The organism is Paracoccus sp. NBH48 (assembly GCF_015390265.1).
In the GTDB taxonomy this organism is placed as follows: Bacteria; Pseudomonadota; Alphaproteobacteria; order Rhodobacterales; family Rhodobacteraceae; genus Paracoccus; species Paracoccus marcusii.
Map to the genome: position 1 here is coordinate 32,599 of NZ_VUOJ01000002.1, position 14,942 is coordinate 47,540.

Genomic DNA, 14,942 nt, shown 5'->3' on the forward strand with positions numbered 1-14,942 from the left:
ATGTCGTCCCCCCTCCGCCTCGGCATCGCCGGGCTTGGCACCGTCGGGATCGGTGTCGTCAAGATCGTTCAGAAACACGCCGACCTGCTGGCGATGCGGTCGGGTCGCCCGGTGGCGATCACCGCCGTCAGCGCACGCGACCGCATGAAGAACCGCGACGCGGACCTGTCGTCCTATCGGTGGGAGGCGGACCCGATGGCGGTCGCCACGGCCGATGACGTCGATGTTTTCATCGAACTGGTCGGCGGGGATGCGGGCGTCGCGCGCGACAGCATCGAGGCTGCACTGCGGTCCGGCAAGGATGTCGTGACCGCGAACAAGGCGCTTCTGGCCATGCACGGTCAGCACCTGGCCAAGCTGGCCGAGGATCTGGGCCGCGTGATCCGGTTCGAGGCCGCCGTCGCGGGCGGCATCCCGGTGATCAAGTCGATGACCGAGAGCATGGCCGGCAACCGCATCACCCGCGTGATGGGCGTGATGAACGGCACCTGCAACTACATCCTGACCCGGATGGAGAGCGCAGGCCTGCCCTATGACGCCGTCTTCGAAGAGGCCCGCCAGCTGGGCTATCTGGAGGCCGACCCGACGCTGGACGTGGGCGGCATCGACGCGGGCCACAAGCTGGCGATCCTGTCGTCGATCGCCTTCGGCACGCAGGTCAATTTCGACGCCGTCGAGATCGAAGGCATCGAACGCGTCAGCATCGATGACATCCACCGCGCCCGCGACATGGGTTACCGCATCAAGCTGCTGGGCGTTGCGCAGATGACCGCCCGCGGCCTGGAACAGCGGATGTCGCCCTGCTTGGTGCCCGCCGACAGCCCCCTGGGGCAATTGGTGGGCGGCACCAACATGGTCGTGATCGAGGGCGACAGCGTGGGCCAGATCGTCCTGCGCGGCGCGGGCGCGGGCGAAGGCCCGACCGCCAGCGCGGTCATGTCCGACATCGTCGAGATCGCGCGCGGCGTCCGCATGCCGGTCTTCGGACAGCCTGCCGGATCGCTGACCGCGGCCCAGCCCGCCCGCACGGCCGTGCCCGCAGCCTATTACATCCGTCTGGAGCTGCAGGACAAACCCGGTGCCTTGGCCAAGGTCGCGACGGTCCTGGGCGATGCCGGCATCTCGATCGACCGGATGCGCCAGTACGGCCAGCACAGCCCAGCCAGCGTCCCGGTCCTGGTCGTGACCCACAAGACCACGCCCGAAGCCATCGACTACGCCATCGAAGCCCTGCCCCGCACCGGTGTCCTGGTCAGCGACCCGGTCGAGCTGCGCATCGAGGAAGTGTGAAAAAGGGGGCCACCGGCCCCCGTCCCGCGCCGCAAGGCGCTGATCGCGTCGCGCCCCCGTTTCCGGGGGCGCGTCCGTTTGGTCAGGCGTCCTTGCCCCAGATAGATGTCGACCAGCTTGCCCAGCATCGCAAGCGCATCCTCGCGCGACCGCTGAAAGCTGTTGCGCCCTATGATCGAGCCGTTGCCGCCGCCGTCGCGGATCGCGCGGGCGTCGTCATAGACCGCATCGGTCCCCTTGGCCGCCCCGCCCGAGAACACCACGATGCGGCGTCCGCCAAAGCTGGCCTGCATGCAATGCTCGACCCGCTTGGCCTGGCTCGACACGTCGATCGCCTTCTCCTCGTAGACCTTCTTGGCCTCGGGCAGCATCAGGTGGTCGGTCGACAGCTTGATCTTGATGATATGCGCGCCGATCAGCGCCGCGATCTGGGCGGCATAGGCGGCCACGTCTATCGCGGTCTCTCCGTCCTTGGTGATGGCCTCGCCGCGCGGATAGGACCAGATCACGGTCGCCACGCCCTTGGCGGCGGCTTCCTTGCGCATGGCGACGATCTCCTCGAACATGTCCAGCGCCATGTCCGACCCCGGATAGATCGTAAAGCCGATGGCCGCGCAGCCCAGCCGCAGCGCATCATCCACCGATGCGGTGATCGCCTGGTTCTTGCCCGCCGTGCCCGACATCAGGCTGTTGGCGCTGTTCACCTTCAGAATGGTGGGGATCTGGCCTGCAAAGGTGTCCGCACCCGCCTCGATCATGCCCAGCGGCGCGGCATAGGCGTTCAGCCCCGCATCGATCGCCAGCTGATAATGGTACTGCGGGTCATAGCCGGCCGGGTTCGGCGCAAAGGACCGTGCGGGACCATGCTCGAACCCCTGGTCCACGGGCAGGATGATCATCTTGCCGGTGCCGGCCAGCTTTCCGGTCATCATCATGCGGGCCAGCTGCGCCTTCACGCCCGGCGTCTCGCCCTCGTAATTGGCCAGGATGCGGCGCACCGTGTCGGTCATCTGCATGGGTCTCTCCTATCATTGTCGGCTGCTGGATAGCATGCGCCGGACCCGCGGCAATGCTGGTTACGCTAACAAATTCAGGCAGATGCGGTTTTCCGCCGCGTCGCGGCGCGGGCGATCCCTAAAAGCTTAATCACATATCAATCGATTTTCTGACGAATTGTCCGCATCCTGCATGGCAGGGACAGACCCCGACAGGAGGATGCCATGTTCATGACCACGACCCTGGCGCATTATCAGCTGCCGATCTTCGGCATCGGGTCCAGCGCGCTGGAAACCCGCATCGGCGCGGACCAGCGGACGGTCTGGATGCGCCCCATCACGGCGGGTGCCAGCCAGACCGAACTGCTGCCCGCGTCCACGGTGCAATCGGCGGAACGCGTCACCCCGCCGATGGCCTATGCCCAGTGGCTCAAGATGCTTTGGGCCTATGAGGACGGCGCCAAGGCCGCCCAGACCGGAGGCTAGGGCGCGCCGCCACCGGCGCGCCATTCGCTCAGCGCTTGGCGGCTTCCAGTGCTGCGACGCCCGGCAGGGTCTTGCCCTCCATCCATTCCAGGAACGCGCCTCCGGCGGTCGAGATGAAGGTGAACTCCTCCGCCGCACCCGCCTTGTTCAACGCCGCGACGGTGTCGCCCCCGCCCGCGACCGACACCAGCTGTCCCTGCGCGGTCAGTTCGGCCGCGGCGCGCGCGGCGGCATTGGTGGCGGCGTCGAAGGGCTCGATCTCGAAGGCCCCCAGCGGGCCGTTCCAGATCAGCGTCTTGCAGGCGGTCATCGCCTGACGCAACGCCTCGACCGTCTCGGGGCCGGCATCCAGGATCATCGCATCGGCCGGGCACTGATCGACGGGCAGCGTCTCGGATGCCGCGCCTGCCTTGAACTCGCGTGCCACGACGATGTCCACCGGCAGGTGGATCTTGCATCCGGTGGCATCGGCCTTTTCCAGAATGGCACGGGCGGTATCGGCCATGTCGCGCTCGGCCAGCGACTTGCCGACCTCGACGCCCTTGGCCACCATGAAGGTGTTGGCCATTCCCCCGCCGATCACCAGATGGTCGACCTTCTCGACCAGGTTCGTCAGCAGATCCAGCTTGGTCGAGACCTTGGCACCACCCACGACCGCCATCACCGGCCGTTGCGGATCGCCCAGCGCCGCGTCCAGCGCCTTCAGCTCCGCTTCCATCAGGCGACCCGCACCTGCATACATCAGCCGCGCCAGCCCCTCGGTCGAGGCATGGGCGCGATGGGCCGCCGAGAAGGCATCGTTCACATAGGCACCGCCCAGCGCCGCCAGCGATGCGGCGAACGTGCCATCGTTCTGTTCCTCGCCTGCATGAAAGCGGGTGTTCTCCATCAGGGCCACCTGCCCCGGCTGCAGCGCCGCGACGACGCGCTTGGCTGGACCGCCGATGCAGTCGTCGGCAAAGACGACCGGCTGGCCCAGCGCCGCCTCTAGCGCTGGAACGATCTGGCGCAGGCTCATGCCCTCGACGCGCTGTCCCTTGGGGCGGTCGAAATGTGCCAGCAGCACGGGGATGCCTCCCTTGGCCTGGATGTCCTTGACCGTCGGTACGATCTTGTCGATGCGGGTGGTGTCGGTGACCTGGCCGTCCTCGACGGGGACGTTCACGTCGACCCGGGTCAGCACGACCTTTCCGTCAAGATCCATGTCGTCGATGGTGTTGAACTTTGCCATGTCGCATCCTTCAGGGTCCAAGAGTTGGCGAACTTGTCCCGCATGGCAGGCGCGGCGTCAACCGCGCCCGGTGGATGCGCGCCGCCCTGCCGGTCGGACCCCATAACGGTTTCGCGCGTTGCGCAGGGCAGCGACAGACCCTAGATCAGGGGTCGCACCTGACAAAGGAGGGCCTCATGGCCGAGATCAAGGACCCGGAAAACACCATCGTCATCCAGCTCAAGGACGGCCCCGTCGTCATCGAGCTGCTGTCCGACGTGGCCCCCAAGCATGCCGAGCGCATGAAGGAACTGGCCCGCGCCGGCGCTTATGACAACGTGGCCTTCCACCGCGTCATCGAGGGCTTCATGGCCCAGACGGGCGACGTGGCCCATGCGAACATGGAAAAGGACTACAACCCCGGCCGCGCCGGCACGGGCGGATCGGACAAGCCGGACCTACCGGCCGAGTTCTCCAAGCTGCCCCATGACCGTGGCACCATCGGCGCCGCGCGGTCGCAGAACCCGAACAGCGCAAACAGCCAGTTCTTCATCAACTTCAAGGACAACCATTTCCTGAACGGCCAGTACACCGTCTATGGCCGCGTCATCGAGGGGATGGAGCATGTCGACAAGATCGCCCGTGGCGAGCCGCCGGTGAACCCGGACCGCATGATCAGCGTCAAGGTGGCCGCCGATGCGTAAGGCCGCGCTGATCCCGGCTCTGCTGATGCTGGGCACCGCCGCGACCGCGCAGGGGACCAACCCGCAGGTCGAGGATACCGACGGCCCGAACATGGTCATCGAGGTCGCCGATGCCGAAGGCGCGTCCAAGGGCACGATCGTGCTGGACCTGCGCGAGGATCTGGCGCCCAACCACGTCGCCCGCCTGGTCGAGCTGACGAATTCGGGTGCCTATGACGGCGTGGTGTTCCACCGCGTCATCGACGGCTTCATGGCGCAGACCGGCGACGTCGAGAACGGCCGTCAGGACGGCGACACGGCGATGGCCGGGATGGGCGGTTCCGACCTGCCCGACCTGGAGGCCGAGTTCACCGAACAGACCTTCGACCGCGGAACGGTTGGCATGGCCCGTGCCATGGATCCCAACAGCGCCAACAGCCAGTTCTTCATCGACTTGGCCCCGGCGCCGTTCCTGGACGGTGAATACACCGTCGTGGGTCAACTGATCGAAGGCTGGGACGTGCTGGACTCCATCAAGAAGGGCGACGCCGCCACCAATGGATCGGTGACCGAGCCCGACTACATGATGACCGTGACCATCGCGGACGGTGACACGGCCACCCCGGAGGAGGAGGCACCCGCTGCCGACGCCCCGGCCGAGGAAGCCCCGGCGGAAGACGCCGAGGGCTGATCCCCATGCGATCCGATCAGGGGGCCACGGTCCCCTGATCCCTCTCCCTGCGGGGACATCCCTTCTTTCATCGACGATCCGGCGCCATGCGCGGACGCGCCGCATGGTCCTCTGCTGCACTGCCGCATAATGGCCTTGCGGGACTGCGGTCGCCGCCCCTAGGATGCCGGGGTCATGACCAGCGCACCCCCACCCGCCACCGCATTGCAGATCACGCCCTCGGCCCCGATCAGCCGCGAGCTGCATGGGTGGCGTGCGAAATGCCTGCAGCGGCTGGTCCGGATGCAGCTTCCCGTCCCGCGCAGCTTTGCGATCCCTGCCGACACCGTCCGCATGATCGCCCAGGGACGGCGCATCCAGCCCGACGCCCTGTTGGACATCTTTGCGGGCAGCGGCTTGGTCAGCGTGCGCCCCTCGGCCGCGATGCCGGAATGGGGCGGGCCCGGAACCGTCCTGAACGTCGGCATCAACGATGCGCTGCATGCGCGGCTGGCCGAGGTGATCGGGCGCGACAATGCGGACACGGTCTATCTGTCCTTCGTCCAGAGCTATGCAATCCATATCGCGCGGCTGGACCCGGACCTGTTCACGCAGGACGGCCCCGATGCCCTGGCGGCCAGCCTGCGCCATTACCAGGACGAGATGGACCAGCCCTTCCCCCAGGACCCCACCGAACAGCTGTCCGAGGTGCTGCGCAGCATGGCGCGTGCATGGGACGGGCCGACCGCCCGCCTGCTGCGTCAGGCCAAGGGTGCGCCCGCCGATGCGCCCTTGGGTCTGGTGGTGCAGGAAATGGCGCTGGCGCTTGGTCCGGGCATCTGCGGATCGGGCACGATCCAGTTCATCGACCCCGTCACCGGCACCCCGCGGGTCACCGGACGCTTTCGCGGCCAGCGCCATGGCGCGACCGTCGGGGCGGGCGCCGAGACGCTGTTCCTGACCCGCGACGACCGCGGCCCCGCGCTGGAGGACACCGCGCCCGAGATCTTTGCCGACCTGGTCCGCTTCGGCATTGCCGCCCGCGAGCGCCTGCGCGAGGAGATGCAGATCGAGTTCGTCGTGACCGAGGGCCGGATCAGCGTCATCGACGCCACCCGAGTGGCCCGCGGCAGCCGCGCCGGCGTCCGCATCGCTGTCAGCCTGGCGCGCGACGGGATCATCCCCCCCGAGGAGGCGCTGATGCGCGTCGAGCCGCGCGCCCTGGCCGACCTGCTGCACCATCAGGTCGACCCACGCGCGCCCCGCGACGTGATCGCGCGCGGCATCGATGCCAGCCCCGGCGCCGCAACCGGACGCATCGTCTTTTCCGCCGCCAGCGCGCAATCGGCCCATGCACGGGGAGAACCGTGTATCCTGGTGCGGCGCGAAACCGTGCCCGAGGACATCCGCGGCATGCACGCCTCGGTCGCGGTGCTGACCGAGCGGGGCGGCACGACCAGCCATGCGGCGGTGATCGCCCGCGGCCTGGGCCTGCCCTGCATCGTGGGCGCCAGCGGCCTGACCATCGACGCCCGCGCGCGCACCGTGCGTGCCGGATCCCGCATCCTGCACGAGGGCGACGAGATCACCATCGACGGCAGCTCTGGCGAGGTTCTGGCAGGCGCGGCCGTCCTGCTGCCCCCCGCGCTGGACGATGCGTTCACACAGCTGATGGACTGGGCCGCGGATGCGGGCGGCATGGGCGTGCGCGCCAATGCCGACACCCCCGAGGACGCCCGCGCCGCCCGGCGGTTCCAGGCCCAGGGCATCGGCCTGTGCCGCACGGAGCACATGTTCTTCGACGCCGAACGCCTGCCCGCCATGCGCGAGATGATCTTTGCCGACACACCCGAGGACCGGCGCCTGTCCCTGGACCGCATCCTGCCCATGCAACGGCAAGACTTCGCCAGCCTGTTCGAGATCATGGCCGGCCTTCCCGTCACCATCCGGCTGTTCGACCCGCCGCTGCACGAATTCCTGCCCCATGACCGCGAGGGGCTGCGCGAGCTGGCCGAATCGCTGGACCTGCCGCTGTCGGACGTGACCCGGCGCGTGGAGGCCCTGACCGAATTCAACCCGATGCTGGGCATGCGGGGGGTTCGTCTTGGGATCACCGTTCCCGAAATCTATGACATGCAGGCCCGCGCGATCTTCGAGGCGACCGTCCAGGCCAGCCGCAAAGGCGACCCCGTCGTCCCCGAGATCATGATCCCGCTGGTCAGCGCCATGCGCGAGGTCGAGCTGGTCAAGACCCGCATCGACGCCGTTGCGGCCGCCGTCAGGAACGAGATGCGCACCGATTTCACCTATCGCCTTGGCGTGATGGTGGAAACGCCACGTGCCGCCCTGCGTGCCGGCGACATCGCGGCCCACAGCGCCTTCCTGTCCTTCGGCACGAACGATCTGACGCAGATGACCTATGGCCTGTCGCGCGACGATGCCGGGCGCTTCATGGGGACCTATGTGGGCCAGGGGGTCTATGCCGAGGATCCCTTCCATGTCCTGGATCAGGACGGGGTCGGAGAGCTGTTGCTGATCGGCGTGCAGCGCGCCCGCGCGCAGGCTCCGGGCATTACCCTGAGCGTCTGCGGAGAGCATGGCGGCAACCCCGAATCCATCGCGTTCTGCCATCAGGCGGGCGTGGACTACGTGTCCTGTTCACCCTTCCGCGTGCCGGTCGCGCGGCTTGCGGCGGCGCAATCGGCCATCAGAAACCGCCCGCCTGTGCCCCAATCGTGATTCTGCAACTGCAAGTTGCTGATTTGGCTGGACATAACATCTGACCCCTACACCCATGTGCCGGAAGTTGCCGGTTTCCGCGCAACGGCGTGGCGGATTGCTGCCCAAAACTGCCCCGAACGGGCCGGTTCCGGGCCTCACGCCGAAGTGGGATGGCACAGCTGATGCCGAAAATCCTAATCACATCGTCAGCCCGCCCGGCGTGACAGACCATCCCTGTCGACCGGGCATTAATGCCCCGTCAACACGGGACCTTGTATAGGACTGTACATGCCCAAGCTGTCGAAACGGCTGGCGCACGCTCTTTTATGTGCGGCAACAGCCATGCCCCTTCTGACGACCACTGCCCTTGCCGGGGGAAACGGATCGCTTTTTTCCGCCGATACCGGCATGTTCGGCGCTTTGCAAGCTGCCGCGAACGCGCCGCGGCCCACGCCGCTGCTTTATACCGACGCGATGCCCGTCACGGTCGAGATCACTCCCGATGAGCCCGTCGAAACCCTGCATCTGGCCAACACGCGCAAGGTGATTTCTCGCGCCGATCTGGACTGCATGGCAGAGGCCCTTTACCACGAGGCCCGCGGCGAGGGCCGCCAGGGTCAGATGGCCGTGGCCGAGGTCATCTTGAACCGCGTCGACAGCGGCGCCTTTCCCCGCACCGTCTGCGGCGTGATCAACCAGCCCAGCCAGTTCAGCTATACCATCGGCGGCGCCAAGCCGATCCGCAACAAGGCCGCGTATCTTCGCGCCCAGGACATCGCGGCCGAAGCCCTGGCCGGCGCACCGCGCCAGCTGACCGGTGGCGCCACCTATTTCCACACTCCAGCGGTCAGCCCGTCCTGGTCGCGCCGTTTCCAGCGCACCGTCCAGATCGGCCGCCACATCTTCTATCGCACCAATCAGCGCGTCGCCTCGAACTGAGGTCTGCGGCGGGGGTTGCCCGCGCCGCGGATTTGCTGTGAATGGCGGATATGGAACATCCCGACCGCATCTTTCTGCGCGACCACGTCCTTTCGGCCGAGATCGGCGCCTTTCAATCGGAACGCGGCCTGGATCAGCGCCTGCGCTTCAACCTGACCGTGGATCTGCGAGAGACCGTTGCAGGCAGCGGCGATCATGTCGACGCCGTTCTGTCCTATGACGTACTGACGCAGGCGGTGGATACGGCGCTGGCCGATCAGCGCTACAACCTGGTCGAGACGCTGGCCGAACGCATCGCCGCCGAGGTTCTGGCCCATCCCCGCGCCGCCCGCATCACCGTCAGCGTCGAAAAGCTGGACCGCGGTCCGGGCGCCCTTGGCGTGTCGATCATCCGTCATCGGGGCCGCGTTCCCGCCACGGGCGTGGCGGCACAGGTGGCGATCCTGGTGCACGCCCCCGGCGCTACGCTGGCCCCGGGGGCGGTCGTGATCGTTCCGGGCGCCCTGCCCATCACCGATAACGGCCCGCATGCCCGCCGCCTGGCGCTGTTGTCGCTGGATCAGGCCGCATGGCGGCTTGGCGGCGACCTGGGCATCGAGGTGGCAGAGACCCGTACCGAACTGGACGCCGCGATCCAGCTGCGCCAGCCGGTGATCTGGGCGCCCACGCGTCTTGCCGCCGATGCCCCGGATGCAGGCGATGGTCCCGACAACCTTGCGCTGTGGCTTGCGGGGCGTCTTGGGGCCCATCACATTGATTTCGCTGGCCCCGCCCACAGGCCGCTGCCGGTTGTACCGGACGGGCTGGCGGTCAGCGTCGCGCATCTGCGCACCGCCTGACATCCGATGATGCAGGACGGCCTCTACTATCGCCCGATACCGCAGGATCAGTGCGGCCGCTGGCCCCTCGCCGGGGGGTGGACGGGGTTCACGCATCTGGAATGCCTGCAGCGCGGCGCGGCGCCGCGCATCGTCGACAGCGCACCCGATCGCGTGATGGCGGCTCTGACGGCCCCGCGGCCGCCCGTTCTGGGCCTGACGCTGGACCGGCCGCGGCTGATGGGCATCGTCAATGCGACCCCCGACAGCTTCTCGGACGGCGGCCGGTACGATCCTGCAACCCACGTGCGTGCCTTGGCGGCGGATGGGGCGGACCTGCTGGACATCGGCGGCGAATCCACACGTCCCGGAGCCGAGGAGATCGCCGTCCCGGACGAGATCGCCCGCATCCTTCCCGCGATCGGGGCCGCCCGCGGCCTGTTGCCGATATCGGTCGATACGCGCAAGGCTGCGGTCGCGCAGGCGGCGCTTGCCGCCGGGGCCGGTATGGTCAACGACGTGTCGGGTTTTGATTTCGATGCGGGACTGGCGCCCCTGGTGGCCGGTGCCGGGGTGCCTGTCTGCCTGATGCATGCGCAGGGGCTGCCCGCCACGATGCAGGACGACCCGTGTTACGACGACGTGCTGCTGGACGTCTATGATGCCTTGGCCGCGCGCATCGACCGGGCGGTCCGGGCGGGCGTTCCCGCTGATCGCATCGTGATCGATCCGGGCATCGGCTTCGGCAAGACGGAGGCGCATAATCTGGCGATACTGCGGCGGATTTCGCTGTATCATGGCTTGGGGTGCCCGATCCTGCTGGGCGTGTCGCGCAAGCGTTTCATCGGCCGGATCGGCGGGGCCGACCTGGCGGCAGAGCGCATGCCCGGCACGCTGGCCCTGACGGTCGCGGCCGTGGCCCAGGGGGTCCAGATCCACCGCGTCCACGATGTCGCGGAACACGCACAGGGGCTGCGCCTGATCGCGGCCCTCAACAAGAAAGGGAAGGCAGGGACATGAGCAGAAAGCTTTTCGGCACCGACGGGGTCCGCGGGCGCGCCAACACCTATCCGATGACCGCCGAGATGGCGCTGCGCCTTGGTGCCGCCGCCGGCCGATATTTCCGCCGCGACGGGCGCAACCGGCACCGCGTGGTGATCGGCAAGGACACGCGCCTGTCGGGCTACATGCTGGAAAACGCGCTGACGGCGGGGTTGACCAGCACGGGCATGAACGTCCTGCTGCTGGGCCCGGTGCCGACGCCGGCGGTAGGGTTCCTGACGCGGTCGATGCGGGCCGATCTGGGGATCATGATCTCGGCCAGCCACAACCCGGCCGAGGACAACGGCATCAAGTTCTTCGGTCCCGACGGCTTCAAGCTGTCCGACGAGGCCGAGGCCGAGATCGAGGCGCTGGTCGCGGGCGCGATGGAACCGGTCGCCCCGGCCAGCATCGGCCGGGCGAAGCGGATCGACGACGGTCGGGGCCGCTACATGGAATATGCCAAGACGACCTTCCCGGCCAAGCTGCGGCTGGACGGGCTGAAGGTGGTCTTGGATTGCGCGAACGGTGCCGCCTATCGCGCCGCACCCGACGTCCTATGGGAACTGGGCGCGGATGTGATCCCCCTGGGCGTCGAGCCGGACGGATTCAACATCAATGACGGCGTCGGAAGCACGCATCCCCAGGCCTGCGCCGATGCGGTCCGTGCCCATGGCGCGCATCTGGGAATCAGCCTGGACGGCGATGCCGACAGGGTGGTGATCGTGGACCAGACGGGCCGCGTGGCGGATGGTGACCAGATCATGGCGCTGTTGGCCGGGCGGTGGGCCGAACACGGCCGGCTTGCAGGCGGCGCGCTGGTCGCCACGGTCATGTCGAACCTGGGGTTGGAGCATTACCTGACCGCGCGCGGCCTGCGGCTGGAGCGGACGCAGGTCGGTGACCGCTATGTGGTCGAGCGCATGCGCGAGGGCGGTTTCAACCTGGGCGGCGAACAGTCGGGTCATATCGTGATGACCGACTATGCCACCACCGGCGACGGGCTGGTGGCCGCGATGCAGGTGCTGGGCGCGATGGCCGAGACGGGTCGGGCGGCAAGCGAACTGGTCGCGCAGTTCGAACCCGTGCCGCAGATGCTAAAGAACGTCCGCTATGCCGCGGGTGCCGATCCGCTGGCGGCCGAGCCGGTCAAGCGCATGATCGCAGATGCCGAGGCGCGGCTGGCCGGGTCTGGCCGGGTGCTGATCCGGAAATCGGGGACCGAGCCGCTGATCCGGGTGATGGCCGAGGCGGACGACGAGGCCGTCCTGCGCGAGGTCGTCGACGGCATCGTCGCGGCGGTCGAACGCGCGGCCTGATTTGCGTCCCGCGGCGGCCGGGGGGCTATGCGCCCCCCGGACCCCCAGTCGCGGAGGGGTGCCGATGGTAGGTCAGGGTATCTGTTCCGCCGGATCGAAGTCATAGAGCCAGTCGAAACGGCCGGGCATCAGCGACGGCGCCAGGCGGTCCGCCACGCGCAGCACTGAATGCGCGCCGATCCGCATGACACCCCCGAAATGATAGTTGCGGGCATTGGCGTTCGCCGCATCGACGATCCGGGTCACGCGCGGCTGGCGCAGCGCCTGATAGCGGGCCAGGGCCTGTGGCTGATCCGGGATCGTGTGCAGGCAGGCGGCCAGCGTCCAGGCATCCTCGATGGCCATGCCCGCGCCCTGGGCCAGAAAGGGCAGCGTCGGGTGGGCCGCATCGCCCAGCAGGGCAAGCCGGTCGTCATGCCAGCGCGCCGCGACCGGATGGCGGAAGAGACCCCACAAATGCGTATGGTCCACCTGGGCCAGCCAGCCCGGCACCGGCCCGCCCATGCCCGCAAAGGCCGCGCGCAGGCGGTCGGGGTCGCCGGGATGGGACCAGCCCTCGTCCTGCCAGTCCGGGCGTTCCTCGACGGCCACGATGTTGCGCAGGCCGCCGGGCAGCGGATAGCTGACCAGATGCCTGCGCGCGGCCATGAAGACCTGCGCGACGGGCGCGCCTCCGGCATCGGGGATCAGGGCGCGCCATGCGGTCTGGCCGGTGAAGAATGGCACCTGCTGGCCGTTCAGTGCTGCCCGATGCGTGCTGCGCAGCCCGTCGGCGGCGATGGTCAGGCCGTCGGCATCAGACGCCGTCACGCCAAGCTGGATCGCCACGCCCGCCTGCCGTGCCACATCGGCCAACAGACCGATCAGCCGGGCGCGGTGGATCAGCAGAAAGCGCGCCTCCGGGCGGTGCGCCCGAAGGTCCATGCGCAGCACGCGCCGCCCGCGTTCGTCGTTCAGCTGTACCGCGTCCGTGCGCAGCGCGGCGCCATCCAGCGCGGTTCCCAGGCCAAGCGCATCCAGCACCCGCACCGCATTGGCCGAGATCTGGATCCCCGCGCCGACTTCGCCCAGTTCGGGCGCGCGTTCCAGGACCGTGACCTGCGCCCCGCGTCGCGCCAGGGCCAGCGCCGCCGTCAGGCCGCCGATTCCGGCGCCGATGACGGTCACGGGGCGGTTCTCAAGCGCGGACATGGATCGGACCTCCGGATATGACAAGGCCCCGCACCGGGCGGGGCCTGGCGCGGCGCCGACGGATGGATCAGTCGTCGCGGTGAACGCGTTCCTTGCGCTCGTGACGCTCCTGCGCCTCCAGCGTCATGGTTGCGATGGGACGGGCGTCCAGGCGACGCAGGCTGATCGGCTCGCCGGTCATCTCGCAATAGCCGAAATCGCCGGTCTCGATGCGGCGCAGCGCGGCGTCGATCTTGCTGACCAGCTTGCGCTGACGGTCGCGGGTACGCAGTTCCAGCGCGCGATCGGTCTCCTCGCTGGCGCGGTCTGCCAGGTCGGGCACGCTGCGGGCGCTGTCCTGCAGTCCTTCCAGGGTCTCGGCCGACTGGCTGAGCAGTTCCTGCTTCCAGGCCTCGAGCTTCCGCCGGAAATATTCGAGCTGACGCTCGTTCATGAAGGGTTCGTCCTCGGCGGGACGATAATCCTGGGGAAGGAAGGTCTGGGCTTTCATTACGTCCTCCGGCGGCGCCGGGCGGAGCAAAATTACCGGCACCTTGCGCGGTCCCTTAAAGTATGACGTGCTGCTTGTCACTAGGGTTCAGGGCGCTAATGATGCGCGGCGTGCAATTCGCCGCAACTTTGCGGGCAGTTGCGGCCAAGCACCTTGCGCTAAAGGAGAGTTTTCATGCAGTTCACGGGAACCGACCGCTATGTGGCCCCGCCCGATCTGGCCTTGGCGGTGAACGCCGCCGTCACGCTGGAACGCCCGCTGCTGGTCAAGGGAGAGCCCGGAACCGGCAAGACGGAGCTGGCCCGGCAGGTCGCCGCCAGCCTGGGCATGCCCATCATCGAATGGCACGTGAAGTCCACGACCAAGGCGCAGCAGGGGCTGTACGAATACGATGCGGTCAGTCGGCTGCGCGACAGCCAGCTGGGCGACGCGCGGGTGAACGACGTGTCGAACTATATCCGGCGGGGCAAGCTGTGGCAGGCCTTTGCCGCCCCCGCGCGGGTCGTGCTGCTGATCGACGAGGTCGACAAGGCCGATATCGAGTTTCCGAACGACCTGCTGCAGGAACTGGACCGGATGGAGTTCCACGTCTACGAGACCGGAGAGACGGTGCGCGCCGCGCACCGGCCCGTGGTCATCATCACCTCGAACAACGAAAAGGAGCTGCCGGACGCGTTCCTGCGGCGGTGCTTCTTCCATTACATCCGCTTTCCCGATGCCGCGACCCTGCGCGCCATCGTCGAGGTGCATCACCCGGGGCTGAAACCGCGCCTGCTGGACAGCGCGCTGTCCCAATTCATGGAGCTGCGCGACGTGCCGGGGCTGAAGAAGAAGCCCTCGACCAGCGAATTCCTGGACTGGCTGAAGCTGATCCTGGCTGAGGACCTGTCGCCCGAGGATCTGGCCCGCGATCCTGCGACGATGCTGCCCAAGCTGCACGGCGCGCTGCTGAAGAACGAACAGGACGTGGCCCTGTTCGAGAAGCTGGCCTTCATGGCGCGCCGCCAAGGCCGCTGAGGAGAGGATTTCCCCCGCCCCGGTCCCCCGCCGGGGAAGCCTTTTCCCGATTGCCGCCCGCCCGGCCCGGCG

13 protein-coding genes and 1 pseudogene are annotated in these 14,942 nt (G+C 68.1%); 10 read left to right on the forward strand and 4 right to left on the reverse strand.

Features of this window, described 5'->3' with window-relative positions:
• Positions 1–1,290, forward strand: coding sequence for a homoserine dehydrogenase (locus F1642_RS03665; protein ID WP_127898606.1), 1,290 nt, complete (start codon positions 1–3; stop codon positions 1,288–1,290).
• Between the two features lie 92 nt (positions 1,291–1,382).
• On the opposite strand, the pseudogene F1642_RS03670 reads toward F1642_RS03665, so the two are convergent.
• A pseudogene (locus F1642_RS03670) lies at positions 1,383–2,306 on the reverse strand (class I fructose-bisphosphate aldolase); the annotation flags it as partial.
• A gap of 204 nt (positions 2,307–2,510) precedes the next feature.
• Here F1642_RS03670 and F1642_RS03675 point away from each other — a divergent pair.
• Positions 2,511–2,771, forward strand: coding sequence for a hypothetical protein (locus F1642_RS03675; RefSeq protein ID WP_127898607.1), 261 nt, complete (start codon positions 2,511–2,513; stop codon positions 2,769–2,771).
• A 28-nt stretch (positions 2,772–2,799) separates the two neighbouring features.
• Here F1642_RS03675 and pgk read toward each other — a convergent pair whose 3' ends face one another.
• Positions 2,800–4,002: a phosphoglycerate kinase gene (pgk, locus tag F1642_RS03680; protein ID WP_194885508.1), complete on the reverse strand. Its 1,203-nt coding sequence runs from the start codon at positions 4,000–4,002 to the stop codon at positions 2,800–2,802.
• Between the two features lie 176 nt (positions 4,003–4,178).
• Here pgk and F1642_RS03685 point away from each other — a divergent pair, with 176 nt between their 5' ends.
• The 7 genes from F1642_RS03685 to glmM all read left to right on the forward strand — a co-directional run bounded on the left by F1642_RS03685 (position 4,179) and on the right by glmM (position 12,172).
• The gene (locus F1642_RS03685; protein WP_042251774.1) at positions 4,179–4,685 is read left to right on the forward strand and encodes a peptidylprolyl isomerase; all 507 of its coding nucleotides are present in this window, start codon (positions 4,179–4,181) and stop codon (positions 4,683–4,685) included.
• Complete coding sequence (locus tag F1642_RS03690; RefSeq protein ID WP_194885509.1) at positions 4,678–5,355, forward strand: peptidylprolyl isomerase; 678 nt, start codon at positions 4,678–4,680, stop codon at positions 5,353–5,355. The genes F1642_RS03685 and F1642_RS03690 overlap by 8 nt, the downstream gene beginning before the upstream one ends.
• 174 nt (positions 5,356–5,529) lie before the next feature.
• Entirely contained in the window at positions 5,530–8,073 is a 2,544-nt protein-coding gene (locus F1642_RS03695; RefSeq protein WP_194885510.1) for a putative PEP-binding protein, read from the forward strand.
• 324 nt (positions 8,074–8,397) lie between these two features.
• Positions 8,398–8,994 carry a cell wall hydrolase gene (locus tag F1642_RS03700; RefSeq protein ID WP_052714635.1) on the forward strand — a complete coding sequence of 199 codons (597 nt, stop codon included), beginning with the start codon at positions 8,398–8,400 and terminating at the stop codon, positions 8,992–8,994.
• A 41-nt stretch (positions 8,995–9,035) separates the two neighbouring features.
• Entirely contained in the window at positions 9,036–9,833 is a 798-nt protein-coding gene (locus F1642_RS03705; protein ID WP_246071299.1) for a dihydroneopterin aldolase, read from the forward strand.
• A gap of 9 nt (positions 9,834–9,842) precedes the next feature.
• Positions 9,843–10,832, forward strand: coding sequence for a dihydropteroate synthase (gene folP, locus F1642_RS03710; RefSeq protein WP_194885739.1), 990 nt, complete (start codon positions 9,843–9,845; stop codon positions 10,830–10,832).
• On the forward strand, positions 10,829–12,172 hold the full coding sequence (glmM, locus tag F1642_RS03715; protein ID WP_194885511.1) for a phosphoglucosamine mutase: 1,344 nt from the start codon (positions 10,829–10,831) through the stop codon (positions 12,170–12,172). The genes folP and glmM overlap by 4 nt, the downstream gene beginning before the upstream one ends.
• Before the next feature lie 72 nt (positions 12,173–12,244).
• Here glmM and F1642_RS03720 read toward each other — a convergent pair whose 3' ends face one another.
• Together F1642_RS03720 and dksA are read right to left on the reverse strand one after the other, a co-directional pair.
• Complete coding sequence (locus F1642_RS03720; protein WP_194885512.1) at positions 12,245–13,363, reverse strand: FAD-dependent oxidoreductase; 1,119 nt, start codon at positions 13,361–13,363, stop codon at positions 12,245–12,247.
• A 67-nt stretch (positions 13,364–13,430) separates the two neighbouring features.
• Complete coding sequence (dksA, locus tag F1642_RS03725) at positions 13,431–13,853, reverse strand: RNA polymerase-binding protein DksA (protein ID WP_045984066.1); 423 nt, start codon at positions 13,851–13,853, stop codon at positions 13,431–13,433.
• 174 nt (positions 13,854–14,027) lie between these two features.
• Here dksA and F1642_RS03730 point away from each other — a divergent pair, with 174 nt between their 5' ends.
• Positions 14,028–14,870 (forward strand): MoxR family ATPase, encoded by an 843-nt coding sequence (locus F1642_RS03730; protein WP_045999093.1) that lies wholly within the window; start codon positions 14,028–14,030, stop codon positions 14,868–14,870.
• The last annotated feature ends 72 nt before the right edge of the window (positions 14,871–14,942 follow it).